Source organism: Methylobacterium sp. TK31 (genome assembly GCF_055361545.1).
The window spans coordinates 1071961-1092943 of the sequence record NZ_CM143964.1 but is presented as its reverse complement, the minus strand read 5'-3'; the positions used below and the strand labels follow the sequence as shown (position 1 = coordinate 1092943).

The following is a 20983-nucleotide window of genomic DNA, read 5'->3' as shown; positions in this document are numbered from 1 at the left end:
CGCGCCCTTGAGCGAATCCCGGAAGGAGGGACGTCCCGGCATGAGACAGCCCGAGACCGACGCGCGCCTGCGCCGCGCCGAGGACCTGGAGCGCGAGGCCGCGCGCCTGCGGGCCGAGGCCCGCCGGGCCGGCGCGGTGTCCGAGGGCCAGGGCCAGGGCCAGGCCGAGGGCGGGCGGCGGGCCGACCCGGTGCCCCACCGGCAGGCGATCCTCGACAGCACCACCCGCTTCGCCATCGTGGGCACGGACCGCGACGGGGTGGTGTCCGACTGGAACACCGGGGCGGCGCGCATCTTCGGCTGGAGCGCCGCCGACATCCGCGGGCGCAGCATCGCCGAGCTGTTCGTCCCCGAGGACCGCGCCATCGACCGGCCCGGGATCGAGATGCGCTGCGCCCTGGAGCAGGGCCGGGCCGACGACGAGCGCTGGCACCTGCGCGCGGACGGCTCCCGGTTCTGGGCCTCCGGCGAGATGATGCCCCTGCGGGACGCGGACGGCCATCACATCGGCTACGTCAAGGTCGTCGCCGACCGCACCGCCGAGCACCGGGCCGGCGACGCCCTGCAGGATGCGGAGATGCGCCTGCGCCGGGCCCAGGAGGCGGGCGGCATCGGCGTGTTCTCGGTGGGCATCGACGACGGCCTCCTGCACCCGACCCCGGAATTCTGCCGGCTCTACGGCCTGCCCGAGGCCGCGAGCTACCCGGCCGTGGCCTTCGAGCGCCTGATCATCCCGGACGATGCGCACCTCGTCTCCACGGCGGAGAGCCGCCGGCTGGGCGAGCCGCCGCGGGACGTGGAGTACCGCATCCGCCGGCCCGACACCGGCGCGCTCCGCTGGATCGCCCGCCGGGGCGAGATCGAGCGCGACGCCGCCGGGCGGCCGCTGCGGTTCTCGGGCGTCGCCCGCGACGTCACCGAGCAGCGCTCCGCCCGCGACGCGCTGGCCACCAGCGAGGCGCGCTACCGCGCCCTGTTCGAGGCGGTCGACGACGGCTTCTGCATCATCGAATTCTTCGACGGACCGCACGGCCCCGCGAGCGACTACGTCCATGTCGAGGCCAATGCCGGCTACGAGCGCCACACCGGCATCCCCGACATCGTCGGCCGCACCCTGCGCGACCTCGCGCCGGCCGAGGCCGAGGGCTGGCTCGAACTCTACGGCGGCGTCCTGCGCACCGGCAAAGCGATCCGGTTCGAGCGGGCCTTCCCGCTGGCCGGGCGGTACATCGAGGTCTCCGCCGCCCGGATCGAACCGGCGAGCCGGCGCCAGGTCTCGGTGCTGTTCCGGGACATCTCGGACCGCCGCCGGGCGGAGGACGCCCTGCGCGCCAGCGAGGCCCTGGCCCGGGAGAACATCGAGCGGGTGCAGCTCGCCCTGGCGGCCGGCGCCATCATCGGCACCTGGCTCTGGGACCTGCCCACCGACCGCTTCAGCGTCGACGAGGCCTTCGCCCGCAGCTTCGGCCTCGACCCCGCCGCGGGCCGCGAGGGCCTGAGCCTCGCCCAGGTGGTCGAGACCGTGCATCCGGACGACCGCGCCGGCCTCGCCGCGGCGATCGAGGCCGCCATCGCCCAGGGCGGCCCCTACGCGCACCAGTACCGGACCCGCCGCGCCGACGGGCGCTACTACTGGCTCGAGGCCAATGGCCGGGTCGAGCACGGCCCGGACGGCACGCCCCTGCGGTTTCCCGGCGTGCTCATCGACATGGAGGAGCGCCGTGCCGGTGAGGCGGAGCGCGCGCGAGTCACCGAGCAGCTGCGCAGCCTCAACGAGACGCTGGAGCAGCGCGTCGCCGAGCGCACGGCCGAGCTGATGCGGGCCGAGGAGGCCCTGCGCCAGAGCCAGAAGATGGAGGCGGTGGGCCAGCTCACCGGCGGGCTCGCCCACGACTTCAACAACATGCTCGCGGGCATCGTCGGCTCCCTCGAGCTGATGCAGACCCGCATGCTCCAGGGAAGGGTCGGCGACCTGGAGCGCTACATCGGCGCGGCGCAGGGGGCCGCGCGCCGGGCCGCGGCCCTGACGCACCGGCTCCTCGCCTTCTCACGCCGGCAGACCCTGGCCCCGAAGCCCACCGACGTGAACCGCCTCGTCGAGGGCATGGAGGAGCTGGTGCGCCGCACGGTCGGCCCTGCGGTGTCGGTGGAGGTGGTGGGGGCCGCCGGCCTGTGGCCGACCCTGGTCGACCCGAGCCAGCTGGAGAACGCCCTCCTCAACCTCTGCATCAACGCCCGCGACGCCATGCCGAAGGGCGGGCGCATCGTGGTCGAGACCGGCAACCGCTGGCTCGACCCGCGCGGCGCCCGCGAGCGCGACCTCGATCCGGGCCAGTACGTCTCCCTCTGCGTCTCGGACAACGGCACCGGCATGACGCCCGACGTCGCCGCCAAGGCCTTCGACCCGTTCTTCACTACGAAGCCGCTGGGCGAGGGCACCGGCCTCGGCCTGTCGATGATCTACGGCTTCGCCAAGCAGTCGGGCGGCCAGGTGCGGATCTATTCCGAGCCCGGCGCGGGCACGATGGTGTGCCTTTACCTGCCGCGCCATCTCGGCGAGGCGGAGGGGGCTGAGACGGTGCCGGACCTGTCCGAGGCGGCCCGGGCCAAGCTCGGCGAGACCGTGCTGGTGGTGGACGACGAGCCCACCGTGCGGATGCTGGTCACCGAGGTGCTGGAGGATCTCGGCTACGCCGCCATCGAGGCGGCCGACGGCGCCTCGGGCCTGAAGGTGCTGCAATCGGACGTGCGCATCGACCTCCTCGTCACCGATGTCGGCCTGCCCGGGGGCATGAACGGCCGGCAGATGGCGGAGGCGGCCCTGGTCTCGCGGCCCGGCCTGAAGGTGCTCTTCATCACCGGCTACGCCGAGAACGCCGCCCTCAACCACGGCCACCTCGCCCCCGGCATGCAGGTGCTGGTCAAGCCCTTCGCCCTCGAAGCCCTGGCCACCCGCATCCGGGGCCTGATCGAGGGCGGCGACTGAGACGGGCGCCGGTCGCGCGTGCCGGCACCGGTATCGGGCGGGCCCGCGCGGCGCCCGGACCCGTCGCGGCGCGCCCTGGCGGAGCGGGCGCCCTCAGGCGGCCCGCACCGTCGCGAGGAAGCGATGCACCTCCGTGCTCAGGTGCTCCGACTGGCGGGACAGTTCCCCGGCGGCGCCGAGCACCTGTCCGGCGGCCGCGCCGGTCTCCTCGGCCGCGCTCGCCACGCCCGTGATGTTGCTGGTGACCTCGGTGGTGCCCGCCGAGGCCTGGGCGACGTTGCGCACGATCTCCTGGGTGGCCGCGCTCTGCTGCTCGACGGAGGCCGAGATCGCCGCCGCCACGCTGTTGATGTCGCGGATGCGCGCGGTGATCGAGCCGATCGCCGAGACCGCCTGCCCGGTGGCACCCTGGATGTGGCCGATCTGCTGGGAGATCTCCCCGGTGGCCCGGGCGGTCTGGTTGGCGAGTTCCTTGACCTCGGCGGCCACCACCGCGAAGCCGCGGCCGGCCTCGCCGGCGCGGGCCGCCTCGATGGTGGCGTTGAGCGCCAGCAGGTTGGTCTGGCTGGCGATCGTCGAGATCAGGCTCACCACGTCGCCGATCCGGCTCACCGCACCGCTGAGCTCCTGGACGAGGCCGGCCGTCGCATCGGCCTCCGAGACCGCGGCCTGCGCCAGCGAGGCCGAGTTCGTGACCTGGCGTCCGATCTCCTGGACCGACGAGCCGAGCTCCTCGGCCGCCGCCGCCACCGTGTTGACGTTGACCGCGGCCTCCTCGGCGGCGGCCGCCACGCTGGTGGATTGCGAGGCGGTCTGCGTCGCCGTCGCCGTCATGGTCTGGGCGGTCGCCTGCAGCTCGGTGGCCGAGGAGGAGACCATGCCGATGATCCCGCCGACGGCCTGCTCGAAATCCTGGGCCATCCGGCGCATGCCCGCCTTGCGCTGCTCCTCGGCGCTCGCGCGGGCCGCCACGGTCTCCTGCTCGAGGGTGCGGGTGTGGATCAGGTTCGTCCGGAAGACCTCCACGGCCTCGGCCATCGCGCCGAGCTCGTCGTGCCGGCCCCGCGACGGGACGGCGGTCTGCGTGTCTCCGCCCGAGATGCGGCCCATCGCCTGGGTCATGCGCTCGATCGGCCGGGCGATGCCGAAGAAGGAGAAGAGCATGGCCGAGACGGCCGCGACGATGCCGACGACGAGCATCACGACCGAGACCTGGGTCGCATCCGCCTGCTGGCGGCGGACATCCGCGCCGGCGGCATTGCCGGCCGCCACGTTGATGTCCACGAGGCGGCCGGCCGCCTCGGCGACCGCCCGGTAATTGGCGTGGTTGCCCTCGCGGAAGAAGGTCAGCACCCCGTCCCGGTCGCTGATCTTCAGGGCGCGGAGTTTCTTCCAGTCGGCCAAAAGGATCGCCATCTTGGCGACCAGGTCGTCATAGGCGGCCTTCTCCACCGCGCCGCTGATCAGCGGCTTGTAGTCCTCGACCGCCTTGGCGCGCTCCTGGACCAGCTCCTGCGCCAGCTGGAGGTCGGTCTGCTCGGTGGCGCTGTCGGGGGCCGTCAGGAAGCGCAGCTGGGCGGTTCTGACCCGGAGGACCAGACGGTTGATCCGGTGGGCCTGATCGATCGACGGCATGGAATTGGTGACCAGGATTTCGGTGGCGGCGCCCATATCTTTGATCTTCAACAGCGTGACCACGCCCTGTGTCGCGGAGATCGCGACGAAGAAGCTGAAAAGGCCGATCAGGATTGTCTTGATCGTGAGGCGCATTGGATCATTCCGGCAAGAGGTCAGTCTATGCCGATTGATGAACCAATTTCACTAAATTTATCTGAAGATCGAAAATGGAGATATTCTTCAATACAGTTGGGTGTTGGGTCGGTGAATTGAACAAGTCTTGGGCCGATCGGAGCGTCGGCGCCGGACTGGTCCGTACCGGATGGTCGGGCGTTCGGTCCAGGGCGCATCGGACGGCGTTTCAGCGCTGCCCCGTCAGGCGCCGCAAGGCCGCCGCGTGCAGCTCCGGGTTGGCGGCGGCGACGACGCGGCCGTCGAAATCCGGGGTCAGGGGGCGCCCGGCCCAGTCGGTCATCACGCCCCCGGCGCCCTCCACCTCGGGCACGAGGGCCATCACGTCGTAGACCTCGAGGCCGGCCTCCACCACGAGGTCGCAATGGCCCGAGGCGAGGAGGCCGTAGGCGGAGCAGTCGCCGCCGAAGCGGCGCAGGCCCACGGCGGCGCTCAAGGCCGCGAAGGCCTCGGCGTCGGCGCCCCGGAACAGGTCGGGCGAGGTGGCGAGCAGGCGGGCCTGCGCCAGGATGCGCCCGCTATTGGCGAGGTGGTGGGCGAAGGCCATCAGCCCGTCGGGCGTTGCGTCGAAGCCCGCCGGCGCGGCGCGGGTCGAGAACATGGGAGCGGCCTCGGTCGAGGGGGGAATGCGGGCGCGGGCGGGCGGTGGTCACAGCAGCCGCAGCCAGCGCGGCCAATCGGGATGGTGGAACAGGGTCCGGGCCCGCGCGAGCTTCCAGGTCCCGTACTTGTAATAGTCGAAGTCGAGGGTCGAGACGCGCTCCTGGATCATCGCCCAGGTGGCCCATTTGAGGTCGCCCAGCGCCTTCAGCACCTCGGTGCGGGCGTGGATCTGCGGGGTCCAGCGGCCCCAATAGGCCTCGATCATCTCGCGCTCGACATCGGCCGGGAAGGCCATCTCGTCGAACCACAGGGCGAGTTCGTAGGCGCGCTCGTTGTTGGAGGCGTACTCGAAGTCGACGAGGCGGACCCGGTCCTGCCCGTCGAGCATGAAGTTGCCCGCCAGGGTGTCGTTCATGCAGGGCACGAGGTCGAGGCCCGAAGCGCACAGGGCCGCCTTGGCCTGCCCGTGGCGCCGCATCAGGAAGGCCGAATCCTGCGGCACCCGGCCGCCGACCGCCGCGACCTGCCCGACATGCTCCTCGATCATGTCGAAGATCGTCTTGGTCAGGGTGAGGGCCGGCGCGTCGTTGAAGGCGCGCAGGGCCCGCACCGCGTTGCGGCGCACCGCGGGGCGCAGGAAATCGAGGTTCGAGGAGGCCCGGAAGTCCTCCAGGAAGGCGAAGATCTCGACGCCGTCCTCGGGCAGGTAGTCGAGTACCGCAACCCCGAAGCCGCAGGCCTCCGCCCGTCGGCTCGCCTCGTGGGCCGCCGCCCGGGCGATGAACATCTCCGTGCCGCGCCCCGGCACCTTCAGGAAGACGTCCGTGCCCTCCCCCGCCTGGACCCGCCAGTTGGTGTTGCTGAGGCCGCCCGAGACGGCGCGGTAGCGCAGGGGCACGCCCGCCCAGCGCGGCACCCGGGCGAGGATCGCCTCGAGCGCCTGCTCGGCGGCGCTCCGCCCCTCGCCCATCCGTGTCCAGCTCATCGCGTCCTCCCCGCCGCCCGGTCCGTCACAGCCGGCGCAGCCAGAGCTCGAAGTCGCGCGCCGCCATCGTGGTGCGCGCGTGCAGCAGCCGCCACTGGCCGTACTTGAAGAACTCGATGCCGGGCCGGCGCGACGTGACCGCCCGGGTGACCCCCCACAGGCCCCACATCAGGTCGTCCACCGCCCCGTAGAGGCGGCAGCGGTGGAGCAGCGCCTCGGTGCAGCGCCCGGCATAGATCTCGATGGCCTGGCGGCGCTCGGGCTCGAAGGCGTAGGCCTCGTTGAGGAGCGCGCCGACCTCGAACCAGGGGTCGAAGTCGCCCGCGAGGTCGAAATCCACGAGCCGGACGCAGTCCGGGGCGAGGCTTTCGCCGTCGAACCGCAGCATGAGGTTCGAGGCGGTGCCGTCGTTGCGGCTGAACCGGCGGTCGAAGCCCGCCGCCGCGATCGCCTCCCGGATCAGGGCGGCATTCGCCAGGAGGGCGTCGAGATCGTCGGGCAGGGGCGCAGCGCAGGCCCGGGCCTCGGCCGCCAGGGCGGCGATCCGCCCGAACGGACAGAACTCCCGGCCCAGGCGATCCGCCCCGTGCAGCCGGCGCAGGGCGTCGAGGACCTGCGCCATCGTGCCGGAATCCTGCAGGTCGCCGACCCGGGCGTAGCGCCAGGGCTCGGGCAGGTCGGCCAGGACCAGCACGCCCTCGGCCTGCGCCAGCAGCGCCGGCCCCAGGCCGAGCGCCCCGGCCCGGCCCGTCGCCTCCGCCAGGCCGGGCCCGATATCGGCGTCCATGTCGGCGTGGCGGACCTTGACGAAGACCGGATCGGCTCCGTCGCGCCAGACCCGGGCGCAGTCCGAGGCCACCGCCCGGTGGGTCGGCGAGGCGACGGGCGCCGCCGCCAGGGCGATCCGCGAAGCCCCGCCGCTCCAGCCCGGGACCCGCGCCAGCGCAGCGCCGATCCGCTCGGCGAAATCCGGTTCGGGAGGCGTCATCCTGTCGGCTCCGATCGCGCGGCCCGCACCGGGTCGCCGCCGTGGCGGCACAGCCGCTCGGCCGCCTCCCGCATCAGGGCGAGGCCGGCGGCGAGGTCGGCCGGGTCGGTGGCCTCGGCCTCGTTGTGGGCGATGCCGTCGATGCTCGGCACGAAGACGAGCCCGGTCGGGCAGATCCCGAGGAAGCTCAGCGCGTCGTGTCCCGCCACCGTGTCCATCCGCAGGGTCCCGAGCCCTCGCGCCGCGGCGCAGGCCGCGACGAGCTCGCAGACCGCCTCCGGCAATTCCCGGATCGGGCGCTCGCTCCGGCCGGCGATCGTCAGCCCGGTGCCGGCCCGGCCGGCGGCCTCGCGCAGGAGCCGGTCGGCCCGCTCCCCGGCCTTCGCCAGGATCGCGTCGTCGGCGGACCGCAACTCCACCGAGATTTCGACGCGCGCGGCGACCACGTTGGCGGAATTGGGCGCGACCTGGACGCGACCCACCGCGGTATACAGACGGCCGGGCCACGCCTCCGCCAGCGCCCGGACGTCCGCGATGGCATAGGCGGCCGCGAGCAGCGCATCGCGCCGGCGCTCCATCCGGCCCGGCCCGGTATGGGCCTGGACCCCGGTGAAGACCGCCTCGATCTTGGTCGTCCCCCAGTTGCGGGTGACGATGCCGATGGTCCGCCCCGCCTCCTCCAGCACGGTGCCCTGCTCCACGTGGATCTCGAGGTAGCAGGCCGGGCGCGGCGGCGGCACCGCCCCGCCCGCGCCGTCCCCAGGCTGATGCCGTCGTCGTCGCGGCAGGCCAGCGCCTCCGCCACCGTGTGCCGGCCGAGATAGGTGCCGCTGCCGAGGAGGCTCGGACGGAAGCGGGCCCCCTCCTCGTTGGTCCAGTTCACGGCGCAGAAATCGGCGGTGAAGGGGGCGCCCGCGCGCCGGGCCGTCATCAATCCGGCACCCACCCGCAGGGCCGCGGCGACGCCGTAGGTACCGTCCAGGCGGCCGGCGCGGCTCTGGCTGTCGAGGTGCGAGCCCATCATCACGAGGGGCGCATCGCCTTGATCCGACAGCGAAAACAGGCCGAACTGGTTGCCTACCGCATCGACCCGCAGGGTGCCGCCGGCCGACCGGACCGCGTCCGCGAACACGGCGCGGGCGGCGCCGTCCTCGGGGCTGGCGCAGAGGCGGGTCACCCCGCCGCCCGGGGTGGCACCGCAGGCGGAGAACCGGGCGAGCAGGTCCTCGAGCGCGCGGGCCTCGCCTGCATATCAGGTATGGATGGTCTCGATCTCATGCCGGGCGAACGCGTCCTGGAACGCCTCCGGCGGCGGCCTGTCCGTGACGATGCTCAGCTTCTCGCCGAGGCCGAAGGTGCAGAGATTGGCCTGTCGCCCGAACTTGCGCGAATCGGCGAGCAGGACCGACCGGCGCGACTGCCCCCTCAGCGTCCGGCGCAGGACCGACTCGTGCTCCTCGTAATCCATCCAGCCATGCTCGAGATCGCAGGCGGCGATCCCCATGAAGGCGATGTCGAAGAAGTAGCGCTGGGCATAGGCCACGGTCTCGTAGCCGACGAGCGCGTTGTCGTTGCTCCGCAGGGTGCCGGGCGTCAGGTTGACCCGGGCTGGGCCGCCTCCGAGATGCAGCGCCACATCCACGGAGTTGGTGGTAATCGTGAGGTTGCGCCCGGTCAGCCGCCGCGCCAGCGCAAGCGTGGTGGTGCCGGTGTCGATGAAGATCGACATGCCGTCGAGCACTAGGGCTTCGGCCAGAACCGCCACCCGCCCCTTCTCGCGCGTGTTGAGCTTGCCGCGCTCCTGCAGCGGACGCTCCTGGTCGAGGCGGGGCGGCACCGCGCCGCCGTGGATGCGCCGGAGCAGGCCGCGTTCCTCGAGCACCTTCAGATCGCGCCGGATGGTCTCCTCCGAGACCTTCAGGAAGAGGGCCACATCCGCGACGCCGACCCGGCCCGTCCCATGGAGGCGGGACAGGATTTCCTGATGGCGATGATCCGTCAGCATGCTCGATGGCCGTCCTACCGTTCACCCGATGATAACGATGATCCGAGGTCGCGGTCGCACAGGAATGCGGACGCGGGAAACGGTATCCCATGCTCGTTTGCGTTGTAATGCAACTGCAATCATTCATGGGTCCCGGCGCAACACTCTCGGCGGGTATGACTGCTCGGGCAGAACCCACACGCTCGGGCACGCTTCCCCAGGCCGCCGCCCCGCTCCGCGGTGCCATCGAACCGCCGATCTCCGGCGCCGTGGCATCGCCTAGGCGGTCCATCCGGTCGCCATTCCCACGGGGGCTGGGGCGTGATCGTGGATGGACGTCAATCTCGATCCTTGGCGTTTGTGGGATTTGTGATTTGTCTGTCCGATGTCGAGGCACCTGCCTCCGGCGTGATCTGCCGCGCGGCGATGCCCGGCGCGGATCACCCTGCCGGACCCTCAGCCGCCGAGGTTCGGGGCCCGGCGGTGATGGGTCGCCTGCTCGTAGGCGTCGGCGAAGCCGAGGAGGTCGGCCTCGCTCCACATCCGGCCGACGAAGATCAGGTTGAACGGCGCCCCCGAGGCGTAGAACCCGGCCGGCACGGTGACGCCGGGCAGGCCCGCGATGTTGATCTCGCAGACCGTGGTCTCGTTGATCGCCCGGCCGCCGTGCAGGGGCGGAAGTTCGTCGCGCATCTGCGGGAAGACCAGGGGCACGTTGGTCTTGCCGAGCATGACGCAGCCGGCGGCCCGCATCCGGGCGACGACGGGCGAGTCGATCTCGGGCACGACGTCGACGCCGCCGGGCCGGGCGCTGAGGAAGTGCCAGCCCGCCGTGGTCGGCAGGCCGGCCATGTCCATCGGGTCCTTGATCACCACGGGCACGCCGGCGAGCGGTCCCAGTGCCTCACCGGCCGCATGCCGGGCATCGATGGCGCGGGCATCGGCCAGGGCGTCCGGATTCCTGATGATGAGGGCATCCCGGGGCGGGGCCGGATCCGCGACCGGACGGTGACACCGACGCGGCCGGTCTGAGCGATTCAACACCGGAGCGATCCGGCACACGGCGCCGGATCGCCCCCGGGGGCCGAGGGCGCTCTCGGATGCGAATCGGGTATCGTCTGGCCCGTCCCTTGCTGGGGATTGGGTGGGGAGACAACGCATGGACGTCGAGCTGATCCGCCTGACCAAGCGCTACGGCAATACGACCGCCGTGGACGGTATCGACCTGAAGGTCCGCTCGGGCGCCTATTGCTGCCTGCTCGGCCCCTCAGGCTGCGGCAAGACCACGACCCTGCGGATGATCGGCGGGCACGAGACGGTGTCGGGCGGCGACGTGGTCATCGGCCCGCATGCCGTGGGCGATGCCACCCCGGCCGAGCGCGGCACGGCGATGATGTTCCAGAGCTACGCCCTGTTTCCCCACTTGAATTGCCGCGACAACGTCGCCTTCAGCCTGAAGATGCGAGGCATCGCGAAGGCCGAGCGCCGCGCCAAGGCGCTGGCGATGCTCGACCTCGTGCAGATGGCCCATCTGGCGGAGCGCTTGCCGGCGCAGCTCTCCGGTGGCCAGCAACAACGCGTGGCGCTCGCCCGCGCGCTGGTCACCGGACCCAAGGTCCTGCTCCTCGACGAACCGCTCTCGGCCCTCGATCCGTTCCTGCGGGTCCGGATGCGGACCGAGCTGAAACGGCTCCAGGCCGAGCTCGGCATCACCTTCATCCACGTCACCCACAGCCAGGAGGAGGCGATGGCGCTCTCCGACCTCGTGGTGGTGATGAACGGGGGGCGCATCGAGCAGGCGGCCACCCCGCGGGACGTGTTCGAGCGCCCGGCCACCGCCTTCGTCGCCCGCTTCATCGGCGGCCACAACATCATCCGCCTTCCCGATGCGACCGAGGTGGCGGTGCGTGCCGACCGGATGCGCCTCGGCCCGCAGGCCGGTCCGGAGGCGGTGCCGGCCCGCGTCGTCTCGGTGGAGTACCAGGGCACCAGCGTGCATGTGGGCTTCGAGGCGGACGGTCTCGGCGGAGACCCCGTCACCGCGCTCACGGCCGTGATCGACGACCGCGCCTATGCGGGCCATCCCCTGGCGCTGGGCCAGACCGTTCCGCTGGGCTGGGACGCCGACGCCGCCCACCGCCTGAGCGCCTGATCCGTTTTTTACCGCGTAGAGGAACCCGCATGACGACTCCGATCAAGCTGAGCCGCCGCACCCTGCTCCAGGGCGCGGGTGCCACCGGACTGGCCCTCGGCGCCGGTCCGATCACCGGCTTTCCCAACGTGATCGCCGCCGAGCCCGTGACCCTGCGCTACCTCGGTACCGCCGTGAACCAGTCCGGCGACATCGCCCGCAAGGTGAAGGAGGATCTCGGGATCACCATCGAGTACATTCCCGTCGTCACCGACGAGGTGACGAAGCGCGTGGTGACGCAGCCGAACTCCTTCGACCTCCTCGACACCGAGTTCTTCAGCCTCAAGAAGCTCATCCCCTCGGGCAACATCCAGGGCATGGATGCCCGCCGGATCAAGCAGGCCGACAACATCACCCCGGTCTTCACCAAGGGCGAGGTTGGGGGAAAGAAGATCGGCGACCAGGGCACGGCACCCAAGAAGGTGTTCTACCTCGAGGGCCAGAACGCGAAGACCTTCGCCGGCTCGCCCACCGAGTGGATCACCCTGATCCCCACCACCTACAACGCCGACACGCTCGGCATCCGCCCGGACCTGATCAAGCGCCCGATCGCGAGCTGGAAGGAGCTCCTGAACCCCGAATTCAAGGGCAAGGCCTCGATCCTCAACATTCCCTCCATCGGCATCATGGATGCCGCCATGGTGATCGAGGCCACGGGCGACTACACCTATCCCGACAAGGGCAACATGACGAAGGCCGAGATCGATCGCACCATCAAGCTGCTGATCGAGGCCAAGCGCGCCGGCCAGTTCCGCGCCTTCTGGCAGGACTTCAACGAATCCGTGAACCTGATGGCGTCCGGCGAGACCGTGATCCAGTCGATGTGGTCGCCCGCCGTCACCAAGGTCCGCAGCCAGGGCGTGGCCTGCACCTACCAGCCGCTCAAGGAAGGCTACCGCGCCTGGGCCACCGGCTTCGGCCTGCCCAAGACCCTGACGGGCCGCAAGCTCGACGCGGCCTACGACTTCATCAACTGGTTCCTCTCCGGCTGGGCCGGCGCCTACCTCAATCGGCAGGGCTATTACTCCGCCGTGCTGGAGACGGCCAAGGCGCACATGGAGCCCTACGAGTGGGCCTACTGGATGGAGGGCAAGCCCGCCGAGAAGGACATCAAGGGGCCGGACGGCAGCGTGCTGGAAAAGGCCGGCGCCACCCGCGACGGCGGCTCCTTCGAGACCCGCATGGGCAGCGTCGCCTGCTGGAACGCCGTGATGGACGAGAACACCTACATGGTCCGCAAGTGGAACGAGTTCATCGCCGCGTGAGCGGGGCGTGCGACCTTGCCCTCTCCCCCCTGCGGGAGCGGGTGGCCCGCGAAGCGGGTCGGGAGAGGGGGGCGCGCTATCCGAGGAGGTCGCTCCCCTCTCCCGCCTGCTCCGCAGGCACCCTCCCCCGCCGAGGGGGGAGGGATCAGAGTCTCACGAGGGTTGAGCCATGACCGACATCGCCCTCCCCGCGATCGCGAAAAGCCCGGCCGCTGCAGCCTCCGCCACCAGCCTCACGGCCAAGACCCGGCGGCGCCAGGCGCTGGCCTATGTCCAGGCCGCACCGATGGCGCTCGTGTTCCTGGTGTTCTTCGTGGTGCCGCTGGCGCTGACCCTGATCGTCAGCTTCTGGGAATACAACGAGTACGAGATCATCCCGTCCTTCACGGTGCAGAACTACATCGACGTGTTCGACGGCTGCCTCAACACGGCGGATGCCTGCACGACCGTGCGGACTTACCTCTCCACCCTGAAATTCTGCGCGCTGACCTGGGCCTGCACCCTCGTGATCGGCTTCACGGTGGCCTACTTCGTCGCCTTCCATGTCCGCTCGCGGACCATGCAGATGGCGCTGTTCCTCGTCTGCACGATTCCGTTCTGGACCTCGAACGTGATCCGGATGATCTCCTGGATCCCGCTGCTCGGCCGCAACGGCCTCGTCAACGACACGCTGATGGGGATGGGGCTGATCAAGTCGCCGATCGAGGGCCTGCTCTACTCCGACTTCTCCGTGGTCCTCGCCTTCGTGCACCTGAACACGGTCTTCATGATCGTGCCGATCTTCAACAGCATGGCGCGCATCGACCGCTCGCTGATCGAGGCGGCCTATGATTCCGGCGCCACCGGCTGGCAGACGCTCTGGAACGTGGTGGTGCCCCTGGCCAAGCCCGGCATCGCCATCGGGTCGATCTTCGTGATCACCCTCGTGATGGGCGACTTCGTCACCGTCGGCGTCATGGGCGGCCAGCAGATCGCCTCGGTCGGCAAGGTCATCCAGGTCCAGATGTCGGCCCTGCAACTGCCGGCGGCGGCCGCCAACGCGGTGGTGCTGCTGGGTGCCGTGATGCTGATGATCGTGGCCATGACCCGTCTCATCGACCTGCGCAAGGAACTCTGATCGTGAGCGACCGCCCCCGCTCCCCGGCCTTCTACGCCCTGGCGGCGTTCTTCGCCCTGTTCGTCGCCTTCCTGTACGGGCCGACGCTCACGATCCTGGTGCTGAGTTTCCAGGGTCCGCAGGGCGGGCTGACGTTTCCGATGAATGGGATCTCGACGCATTGGTTCGGCAAGCTCTGGGCGGGTCTCGGCATCGTCGACATCTGGGGCGCGTTGTGGCGCTCCCTGCGTCTCGGCCTCGTGGTGATGCTGCTCACCGTCGTCGTGGCGTTCTTCGCAGGGTTGGCCTTCCGCAAGCGCTTCCGTGGCGAGGGCGCGCTGTTCACCATCGCGGTCGCGAGCCTGATCGTGCCCTCCATCGTGGTCTCGCTCGGGATCGGGCTGGAATTCCGGCTGCTCGACGAGGCGGTGAAATGGGCCGCGGCCGAGACCGGCTGGGGCTGGCTCCAGGAGCACGGGACCCTGATGGGGCTCTACACCTCGGCGCTCGGCGCGCACCTGACCTGGACCCTGCCCTTCGGCCTCCTCATCATGTTCGCGGTCTTCAACCGGTTCGACCCGGCCTACGAGGAGGCGGCCCGCGATCTCGGCGCCACGGGGCCCCAGACGCTGCGGCACGTGGTGGTGCCGATCCTCGGCCCCTCGCTGGTCGGCGTCGCGCTGTTCGGCTTCACCCTGTCCTTCGACGAACTCGCGCGAACGAGCCAGGCCATCGGTGGTCGCAACACCCTGCCGCTGGAGTTGCAGGGCCTGACCACCACCGTCACGACGCCGGAGATCTACGCGCTCGGCACCCTCACCACCGGCCTGTCCCTCGCGGTGATCGGGCTGGCGCTCGGGGCGAGCCTGTATCTCCAGAAGCGGAAGGCGAAGGCGGGCTTGCGGCTGGGGTGAGTCCCCATCCTTCTCCCCTTCGCGGGAGACGGTGGCCCGCGTCGGCGGGGCGGATGAGGGGTGCGTGTGATCCGGATCGTCCGCCCCCTCCTGGCCGCTCCGCGACCACCCTCCTTGCCATCTCAGGGCTATCGCATTTGGCGGATTGCCGGTCGTAATGCCTCTGTCAGCACAACGTCATCCCGGGGCCGCGCAGCGGAGCCCGGGATCCAGAAACGCAGGTGGTGCAAGGTTGTCCACTGTTGGCGGCTCTGGATTCCGGGCTCGCCTACGGCGACCCGGAATGACGTTGTGTTGCCATATGCGATCGCCCTGCCGCCCTGCGAAGAGAGCTTCCGTTCTCACGCCACCGCGTCCGCCAGCACTGCCGCCTTGTCCGTCTGGAACGCCGCGTGGGCCGCCTCCGTGCGCCAGCAGGCGGCCCGGTGGCCGGGCTGCACATCGACATAAGCGGGCGCCTCGACCCGGCAGCGCTCCTCGGCGAGGAAGCAGCGGGGGGCGAAGGGGCAGCCCGGCGGGCGGTTGGCGAGGTCGGGCGGGCTGCCGGGAATCGTCTTCAGGCGGGTGCCCTTGGCGAGCGCCCCGTCGGCGCGGCTGCGCAGGAGGCCGATCGTGTAGGGGTGGTGCGGATTCAGCACCACGTCGCGGGCGGAGCCCTCCTCGACGATGCGGCCGGCATACATCACCGCGATCCGGTCGGCGACCTCCACGGTGGCGCCGAGGTCGTGGGTGACGAAGAGCGTCGAGAGGCCGAGTTCCGCCTGCAATTCGCGCAGCAGCAGCAGGATCTGGATCTGCACCGTGGCGTCCAGCGCCGTGGTCGGCTCGTCGGCGAGCAGCACCTGCGGCCGGCAGGCGAGCGCCAGCGCGATCATCGCGCGCTGGCGCATGCCCCCCGACATCTCGTGCGGATAGGCGTCGAGGCGCCGCTCCGGGCTCGGGATGCGGACGCGCTCGAACAGGGCCAGGGCGCGCTGGCGGGCCGCCGTGGCGCTGATCCGCTCATGCTGGCGGATCGCCTCGGTGATCTGCCGGCCCACCGTATAGACGGGATCGAGGGCGAGCAGCGGTTCCTGGAAGATCATCGCCACGGCCCGGCCGCGCAGGGCCCGCAGGGCCTTGGGCGACATCGCCATCACGTCCGCGCCGCCGACCCGGATCGTGCCGCCGATCCGGGTTTTTCGCTCCGGGTTCAGCCGCATGATCGCCCGCAGGGTGACGCTCTTGCCGGAGCCGGACTCGCCGATCAGCGCCACGGCGTGGCCGCGCTCCAGGGTCAGGTCGACCCCATCCACGGCCTCGACCACGCCGCCGAAGACCACCGTCAGGCCGCGGATCGCGACGGCCGGCTCGGATGCGGACGCGCTCATGCGGCCACCGTCAGGCTGGGCGACAGGGAATGGCCCGAGCCCGGCTGGCGGGCGAGGCAGGCGACGCGGTGGTGCGGGTCGAGGGCGTCCAGCGGCGGGACCGTACCCCGGCAGACCTCTTCGACGAGGGTGCAGCGGGGATGGAAGCGGCAGCCCTCGGGCGGGTTGATCGGGTTCGGCGGATCGCCGGCGAGCGGCGCCACCTGCGTCCGCGCATCCGGGTCCATCGAGGGCATCGAGGACAGGAGCGCCGCGGTATAGGGGTGCGCCGGCGCCGCCAGCACCGTATCCGCCGGGCCGATCTCGACCACCTGGCCGAGATACATCACCGCCACCCGGTCGCAGATGAAGCGCACCACGTTGAGGTCGTGGCTGATGAACAGGTAGGTAAGGTTGAACTCCTGCTTGAGGTCCATCAGCAGGTTCAGCACCTGTGCCTCGACCGACTTGTCGAGGGCCGAGACCGCCTCGTCGAGCACCACGAGGCGGGGTTCCAGCGCGAGCGCCCGGGCGATGTTCACCCGCTGGCGCTGGCCCCCGGACAGCTCGTGCGGGTAGCGCGCGGCGAAGCGCGCCGGCTCCAGCCCGACCCGGGCGAGCAGGGAGCGGGCGCGCTCGATGGCCTGGCGCTTCGGAACCCCGTGCACCTGGGGTCCGAAGGCGATGGAGCCCTCGATGGTCATGCGCGGATTGAGGGAGGAGTAGCTGTCCTGGAACACCATCTGGGCCTGGGCCCGGAAGTCACGCAGGGGCAGCGCCCGGCCGCCGATGCGCTCGCCGTCGAACAGCAGGTCACCGGAATCGTGCTGGATCAGGCCCATGATCAGCCGGGCGGTGGTGGACTTGCCGCAGCCCGATTCGCCGACGACCCCGAGGGTCTCGCCCTTCAGGATCTCGAAGTCGACGCCGTCCACGGCGCGCACGACCGCCTTCGTGCCGCCGAACCCCTTCTTGACGGGAAAGTGCTTCACGAGACCGTCGACGATAAGGAGGGGCTGGGCCGGGCCGCCCCGGTCGCGGGCGATCGGGACGGTGGCGAGGCCGATGGGCGTGCTCATGCCTTCACCTCCATGGCGGATCGCAGGCCGTCGGAGAACAGGTTGAACGAGATCGAGACGATGAAGATGGCAAGCCCCGGCAGGGCCGCGACCATCGGGTTCACGTAGATCGCCGTGCGCAGGGTGTTCAGCATCAGGCCCCATTCGGGCTCCGGCGGCTTCACGCCGAGGCCCAGGAAGGACAGGCCGGAGGCCAGGATCATCGATACGCTGATGAGGCTGGTGGCGTAGACGAAGATCGGCCCGAGCACGTTGCCGAGCACCTGCACCCGCAGGATCGTCAGGGTCGAGGCGCCGGAGAGGCGGGCCGCGTCGACGTAGTCCCGGGCGCGGATCTGGGTGGTCACGCTCTCGGCCACGCGGGCGATCTGGGGCACGAACACGCAGGTCAGCGACACGATCGAGTTGAAGATGCCCGCCCCCAGGGCGCCGGAGAGCGCGATGGCGAGCAGGACCGAGGGGAAGGCGAAGAACACGTCCACCGTGCGCATCAGCACGGTGTTGACCCAGCCGCCGACGTAGCCGGCCAGGATGCCGATGCCGGACCCGATCACGAAGGCGAGGATGACCGGCGTGACGCCGATGAACAGGGACAGGCGCCCGCCCATCATCAGGCGGCTGAGCATGTCGCGGCCGAGTTCGTCGGACCCCAGGATGTAGGTCGCGTCGCCGATGGGCTTCAGGCGCCGCAGCATCGAGCCGCGATAGGGGTCCATCGGGGTGATCCAGGGCGAGAGCAGCGCCACCGCCACGATCGCCAGGATGACGCAGGCGGCAGCCATCGCCACGGGATCGCGCAGGAGCTTGTGGCCGACCTGCCCCCAGAACCCCCGCGAGGGTACGAAGGCGTCGGGCGCCGCCGGTGCGGGGGCGGCCCCGCCGGCGATGTCGAGGACCGGCGCGGCGGCCTGTGTCGCGAGTGCCATCAGCCCCTCTCGATGCGCGGGTCGAGCGCCGTCTGCACGACGTCGACGATGAGGTTCAGGGCGACGAAGAACATCGCCAGGACGAGGATCGAGCCCTGGAGCAGGGGCAGGTCGCGCTGGAAGATCGCGGCGTTGAGGAGGAAGCCGGTACCGGGCCAGGCGAACACCGTCTCGATCAGGATCGAGCCGCCGAGCAGGTAGCCGAGCTGCAGACCCATGATGGCCAGCGCCGTGGGAGCGGCGTTCTTCACCACGTGCTTGAACACGCCGAACTCGCTCAGGCCCTTGGCCCGCAGCGCGCCCACGAAATCCTGGGCGAGGATGTCGCCCACCAGCGCCCGGATGGTGCGGGCGATGACCCCCATGGGGATCACCGACATCGTGAGGGCGGGCAGGATGATGTAGCGCAGGTGATCGAGATCGGGCCGCCAGTTGCCCGAGCCGTCCGGCCCGGCACCGGTGGGCGGCAGCCAGCCGAGCTGGGCCGAGAACACGATGACCAGCACCATGCCGAGCCAGTAATGCGGCACGCTCACGCCGAAGACCGAGACCGCCGAGGCGAGCCGGTCCAGGATCGAGTTGCGGAAGTAGCCGGCCACGAAGCCGAACAGGCAGCCGAAGGTGAAGCCGATCAGCGTCGCCACGAAGGCGAGGATCAGGCTGTTGACCACGGCCCGGCCGACCTCCTGCACCACGGGGCGGCCCGTGGCGATGGAGATGCCGAGATCGCCCTGGAGCACGTGCCAGAGCCAGATCACGTACTGCACCGGCAGCGGCTTGTCGTAGCCGTAGGCCGCCCGCATGGCGTCGATGGTCTCCTGCGTGGCGTCCACCGGGAGCACGGCGCTCAGGGGATCGCCGGGGGCGAGGTGGACCAGCATGAAGCAGACGACGCTCACGCCGAGGGCCACCGGCGTGACGGTCAGCAGGCGCTGGAGGATGAACTTCAGCATGATGCGAAGCCTCGGAACGCATCGTCACCCGGCGACCATGCGGCCGAGGTCTTCGATCGTGAGCACGAAGCACCACGGGGCTCCCTCTCCTGAAAGGAGAGGGATGGGGTGAGGTGTAGTCCATGTCCGGAGAGGTCACGCACCTCACCCTGTCCCTCTCCTTCCAGGAGAGGGGACCCGCGCAGCCCGCGCGAAGTATGAACACGACCACCGCGAGGGGGAGGGTTCGTGCGCGCGCACATTCGCATCACCCGCTCCGTCACTTGCCCATTGAGATCGGCGAGAAGTCCTGGAACCAGTTCTGCGCCTGCACGAAGCCCTTCACCTTGTAGCTCATGGCGCGCGGGTTGGTGTCGTGGGCCACCATCAGGAACAGGGCGTCGTTGACGTATTTCTCGTGGACCTTCTCAAGGACCCTGGTCTGCTCGGCCGGGTCGAAGGTGGTGCGGACCTGGTCGAAGAGCTTGTCCATCTCGGGGTCGCAGTAATGGCCCCAGTTGGTGCCGGTGGGCGCGGCCAGGTTGCACTGGAGATGGCGGATGAAGCCCGTGAAGGGGTCCTGGATGAAGTAGGAGAAGTTCATCCCCGTCGCCTTGCGCGACATGTCGGACTTGGCGCCCGCGCGCCACAGGTTGATGAGCGTGTTCCACTCGACCACCTCGAACTCGACCTTGATGCCGACATCCGCGAGGTTCTGCTGGATGAACTCGTTCATCGGCAGGGGCTGCATCTGGCCCGAGCCCGAGGGTGCGATCAGGATCTTGGTGACGATGGGCTTGTTGGGGCCGTAGCCGGCCTCAGCCAGGAGCTTCTTGGCGGCCTCCGGATCGTAGGTCGGCTTGAAGCTCGGGTTGCCGAACCAGGCCGAGCCCGGCGGCATGAAGCCCTGGGCCGGGATCATCAGCCCGTTGAGCAATTCCTTCATGCCCTCGCGGTCCACCGCGAGGTTGGCCGCCTTGCGCACGCGGATGTCGTTCCAGGGCGAGCCCTCCGCGCGGGAGAGGTGCCAGGTCCAGTTGTGCGGGTAGGCATTGGTGACGATCCCGAAACCGGCCGCCTTGAGGGAGGCCACCGCGTCCGGCGGAGGCGCCTCGATCCAGTCGACCTGGCCGGACCGGAGCGCCGCCACGCGGGCATTGGCCTCGGGCAGCGGCACGAGCACGAGCTTGTCGAGCTTCGGCACCCGGCCCTTGTCCCAGTATTCCTTGTTGGGCACCATCTCGGCCCGCTCGCGCGGGGCGAACAGGGTCAGCTTCCAGGGGCCGGTGCCGGCCGGAGTCTTGGCGAAGGCGTCCCAGCTCTTGCCGACCTTCTCCCACTGGGTCGGTGACGAGATCATGATCCAGGCGATCTGATAGGGCAGCGTCGCGTCGGGGTTCTTGGTGATCACCTCGAGGGTGGTCGGATTCACGGCGCGGTAGCTCGCCACCGCCGGGATGCGCGAGCGCCCCTGGGCGGACTGGCGCGGGTCGAATTGCGGCGCATCGGTCTTCAGGAGCTTGTCGAGGTTCCACACCACCGACTCGGCGGTGAAGGGCGAGCCGTCGTGGAAGGTCACGCCCTCGCGCAGCTTGAAGGTCCATTTGGTGTTGTCGGCGGGGTCGACGGTCCAGCTCGTGGCGAGGCCCGGTACCAGCACGGAGGGCTTCGTGGCCGAGGAGAGGTCCCAATTGATGAGGCCGTCATAGACCGTGTAGCCCGTGAACCGCATGCCCTCGCCGCCATTGTCGGCCTGGCCCGTGGTGAGGGGGATGTCGGAGGCGGTCATGCCGATCTTGAGCACGCCCTGGGCGAGGGCCGCGGGCATCATCGCCCCCGACAGCAGGGCGGCGGCCAGGAGGCGGGATTTCGACCG

Annotated in this window: 17 protein-coding genes; 5 read left to right on the top strand and 12 right to left on the bottom strand. The window is 70.4% G+C overall.

Annotated features, from left to right (window positions below):
• The first annotated feature begins 40 nt into the window (after nucleotides 1-40).
• Nucleotides 41-2986: a PAS domain-containing hybrid sensor histidine kinase/response regulator gene (locus ACXJY8_RS04940; protein WP_463776798.1), complete on the top strand. Its 2946-nt coding sequence runs from the start codon at nucleotides 41-43 to the stop codon at nucleotides 2984-2986.
• 93 nt (nucleotides 2987-3079) lie between these two features.
• Here the strand turns inward: ACXJY8_RS04940 and ACXJY8_RS04935 are convergent, their stop codons facing one another.
• The 7 genes from ACXJY8_RS04935 to ACXJY8_RS04905 form a co-directional block, all read right to left on the bottom strand.
• A complete protein-coding gene (locus tag ACXJY8_RS04935; RefSeq protein ID WP_463776794.1) occupies nucleotides 3080-4756 on the bottom strand; it encodes a methyl-accepting chemotaxis protein in 1677 nt (558 codons plus the stop codon).
• Nucleotides 4757-4964: 208 nt separating this feature from the next.
• Nucleotides 4965-5396 (bottom strand): inositol monophosphatase family protein, encoded by a 432-nt coding sequence (locus tag ACXJY8_RS04930; RefSeq protein ID WP_463776790.1) that lies wholly within the window; start codon nucleotides 5394-5396, stop codon nucleotides 4965-4967.
• Between the two features lie 48 nt (nucleotides 5397-5444).
• Nucleotides 5445-6383, bottom strand: a complete 939-nt coding sequence (locus tag ACXJY8_RS04925) for a phosphotransferase (protein WP_463776786.1) — start codon at nucleotides 6381-6383, stop codon at nucleotides 5445-5447.
• A 25-nt stretch (nucleotides 6384-6408) separates the two neighbouring features.
• On the bottom strand, nucleotides 6409-7371 hold the full coding sequence (locus tag ACXJY8_RS04920) for a phosphotransferase family protein (RefSeq protein ID WP_463776783.1): 963 nt from the start codon (nucleotides 7369-7371) through the stop codon (nucleotides 6409-6411).
• On the bottom strand, nucleotides 7368-8111 hold the full coding sequence (locus ACXJY8_RS04915; protein ID WP_463776780.1) for a M20/M25/M40 family metallo-hydrolase: 744 nt from the start codon (nucleotides 8109-8111) through the stop codon (nucleotides 7368-7370). The genes ACXJY8_RS04920 and ACXJY8_RS04915 overlap by 4 nt, the downstream gene beginning before the upstream one ends.
• Nucleotides 8112-8623: 512 nt before the next feature.
• A complete protein-coding gene (locus ACXJY8_RS04910; protein ID WP_463776777.1) occupies nucleotides 8624-9376 on the bottom strand; it encodes a DeoR/GlpR family DNA-binding transcription regulator in 753 nt (250 codons plus the stop codon).
• A gap of 435 nt (nucleotides 9377-9811) precedes the next feature.
• Entirely contained in the window at nucleotides 9812-10399 is a 588-nt protein-coding gene (locus ACXJY8_RS04905) for an amidase family protein (RefSeq protein ID WP_463776774.1), read from the bottom strand.
• 115 nt (nucleotides 10400-10514) lie between these two features.
• Between ACXJY8_RS04905 and ACXJY8_RS04900 the strand changes: the two genes are divergently transcribed.
• The 4 genes from ACXJY8_RS04900 to ACXJY8_RS04885 all read left to right on the top strand — a co-directional run bounded on the left by ACXJY8_RS04900 (nucleotide 10515) and on the right by ACXJY8_RS04885 (nucleotide 14821).
• Nucleotides 10515-11507, top strand: a complete 993-nt coding sequence (locus ACXJY8_RS04900) for an ABC transporter ATP-binding protein (RefSeq protein ID WP_463776771.1) — start codon at nucleotides 10515-10517, stop codon at nucleotides 11505-11507.
• 29 nt (nucleotides 11508-11536) lie between these two features.
• Entirely contained in the window at nucleotides 11537-12811 is a 1275-nt protein-coding gene (locus ACXJY8_RS04895) for an ABC transporter substrate-binding protein (protein WP_463776767.1), read from the top strand.
• A gap of 169 nt (nucleotides 12812-12980) precedes the next feature.
• On the top strand, nucleotides 12981-13928 hold the full coding sequence (locus tag ACXJY8_RS04890; RefSeq protein WP_463776762.1) for an ABC transporter permease: 948 nt from the start codon (nucleotides 12981-12983) through the stop codon (nucleotides 13926-13928).
• Nucleotides 13928-14821: an ABC transporter permease gene (locus tag ACXJY8_RS04885; protein ID WP_463780363.1), complete on the top strand. Its 894-nt coding sequence runs from the start codon at nucleotides 13928-13930 to the stop codon at nucleotides 14819-14821. Before ACXJY8_RS04890 ends, ACXJY8_RS04885 begins: the two co-directional genes overlap by 1 nt.
• A 341-nt stretch (nucleotides 14822-15162) precedes the next feature.
• On the opposite strand, the gene ACXJY8_RS04880 is transcribed toward ACXJY8_RS04885, so the two are convergent.
• The 5 genes from ACXJY8_RS04880 to ACXJY8_RS04860 form a co-directional block, all read right to left on the bottom strand.
• Nucleotides 15163-16191 carry an ABC transporter ATP-binding protein gene (locus ACXJY8_RS04880; RefSeq protein WP_463776758.1) on the bottom strand — a complete coding sequence of 343 codons (1029 nt, stop codon included), beginning with the start codon at nucleotides 16189-16191 and terminating at the stop codon, nucleotides 15163-15165.
• The gene (locus tag ACXJY8_RS04875) at nucleotides 16188-17249 is read right to left on the bottom strand and encodes an ABC transporter ATP-binding protein (RefSeq protein WP_463776755.1); all 1062 of its coding nucleotides are present in this window, start codon (nucleotides 17247-17249) and stop codon (nucleotides 16188-16190) included. The genes ACXJY8_RS04880 and ACXJY8_RS04875 overlap by 4 nt, the downstream gene beginning before the upstream one ends.
• Nucleotides 17246-18175, bottom strand: coding sequence for an ABC transporter permease (locus ACXJY8_RS04870; RefSeq protein WP_463776750.1), 930 nt, complete (start codon nucleotides 18173-18175; stop codon nucleotides 17246-17248). The genes ACXJY8_RS04875 and ACXJY8_RS04870 overlap by 4 nt, the downstream gene beginning before the upstream one ends.
• Nucleotides 18175-19128: an ABC transporter permease gene (locus ACXJY8_RS04865; RefSeq protein WP_463776748.1), complete on the bottom strand. Its 954-nt coding sequence runs from the start codon at nucleotides 19126-19128 to the stop codon at nucleotides 18175-18177. Before ACXJY8_RS04865 ends, ACXJY8_RS04870 begins: the two co-directional genes overlap by 1 nt.
• Nucleotides 19129-19387: 259 nt before the next feature.
• Entirely contained in the window at nucleotides 19388-20938 is a 1551-nt protein-coding gene (locus ACXJY8_RS04860) for an ABC transporter substrate-binding protein (RefSeq protein ID WP_463780361.1), read from the bottom strand.
• Between the last annotated feature and the right edge of the window lie 45 nt (nucleotides 20939-20983).

Bases quoted from the DNA above. Each gene is read 5' to 3' on its own strand.
- ACXJY8_RS04900 (WP_463776771.1), top strand. From the start codon at position 10,515: ATGGACGTCGAGCTGATCCGCCTGACCAAGCGCTACGGCAATACGACC.
- ACXJY8_RS04925 (WP_463776786.1), bottom strand. From the start codon at position 6,383: ATGAGCTGGACACGGATGGGCGAGGGGCGGAGCGCCGCCGAGCAGGCG.
- ACXJY8_RS04940 (WP_463776798.1), top strand. From the start codon at position 41: ATGAGACAGCCCGAGACCGACGCGCGCCTGCGCCGCGCCGAGGACCTG.
- ACXJY8_RS04860 (WP_463780361.1), bottom strand. From the start codon at position 20,938: ATGATGCCCGCGGCCCTCGCCCAGGGCGTGCTCAAGATCGGCATGACC.
- ACXJY8_RS04895 (WP_463776767.1), top strand. From the start codon at position 11,537: ATGACGACTCCGATCAAGCTGAGCCGCCGCACCCTGCTCCAGGGCGCG.
- ACXJY8_RS04920 (WP_463776783.1), bottom strand. From the start codon at position 7,371: ATGACGCCTCCCGAACCGGATTTCGCCGAGCGGATCGGCGCTGCGCTG.
- ACXJY8_RS04910 (WP_463776777.1), bottom strand. From the start codon at position 9,376: ATGCTGACGGATCATCGCCATCAGGAAATCCTGTCCCGCCTCCATGGG.
- ACXJY8_RS04930 (WP_463776790.1), bottom strand. From the start codon at position 5,396: ATGTTCTCGACCCGCGCCGCGCCGGCGGGCTTCGACGCAACGCCCGAC.
- ACXJY8_RS04870 (WP_463776750.1), bottom strand. From the start codon at position 18,175: ATGGCACTCGCGACACAGGCCGCCGCGCCGGTCCTCGACATCGCCGGC.
- ACXJY8_RS04875 (WP_463776755.1), bottom strand. From the start codon at position 17,249: ATGAGCACGCCCATCGGCCTCGCCACCGTCCCGATCGCCCGCGACCGG.
- ACXJY8_RS04890 (WP_463776762.1), top strand. From the start codon at position 12,981: ATGACCGACATCGCCCTCCCCGCGATCGCGAAAAGCCCGGCCGCTGCA.
- ACXJY8_RS04880 (WP_463776758.1), bottom strand. From the start codon at position 16,191: ATGAGCGCGTCCGCATCCGAGCCGGCCGTCGCGATCCGCGGCCTGACG.
- ACXJY8_RS04935 (WP_463776794.1), bottom strand. From the start codon at position 4,756: ATGCGCCTCACGATCAAGACAATCCTGATCGGCCTTTTCAGCTTCTTC.
- ACXJY8_RS04865 (WP_463776748.1), bottom strand. From the start codon at position 19,128: ATGCTGAAGTTCATCCTCCAGCGCCTGCTGACCGTCACGCCGGTGGCC.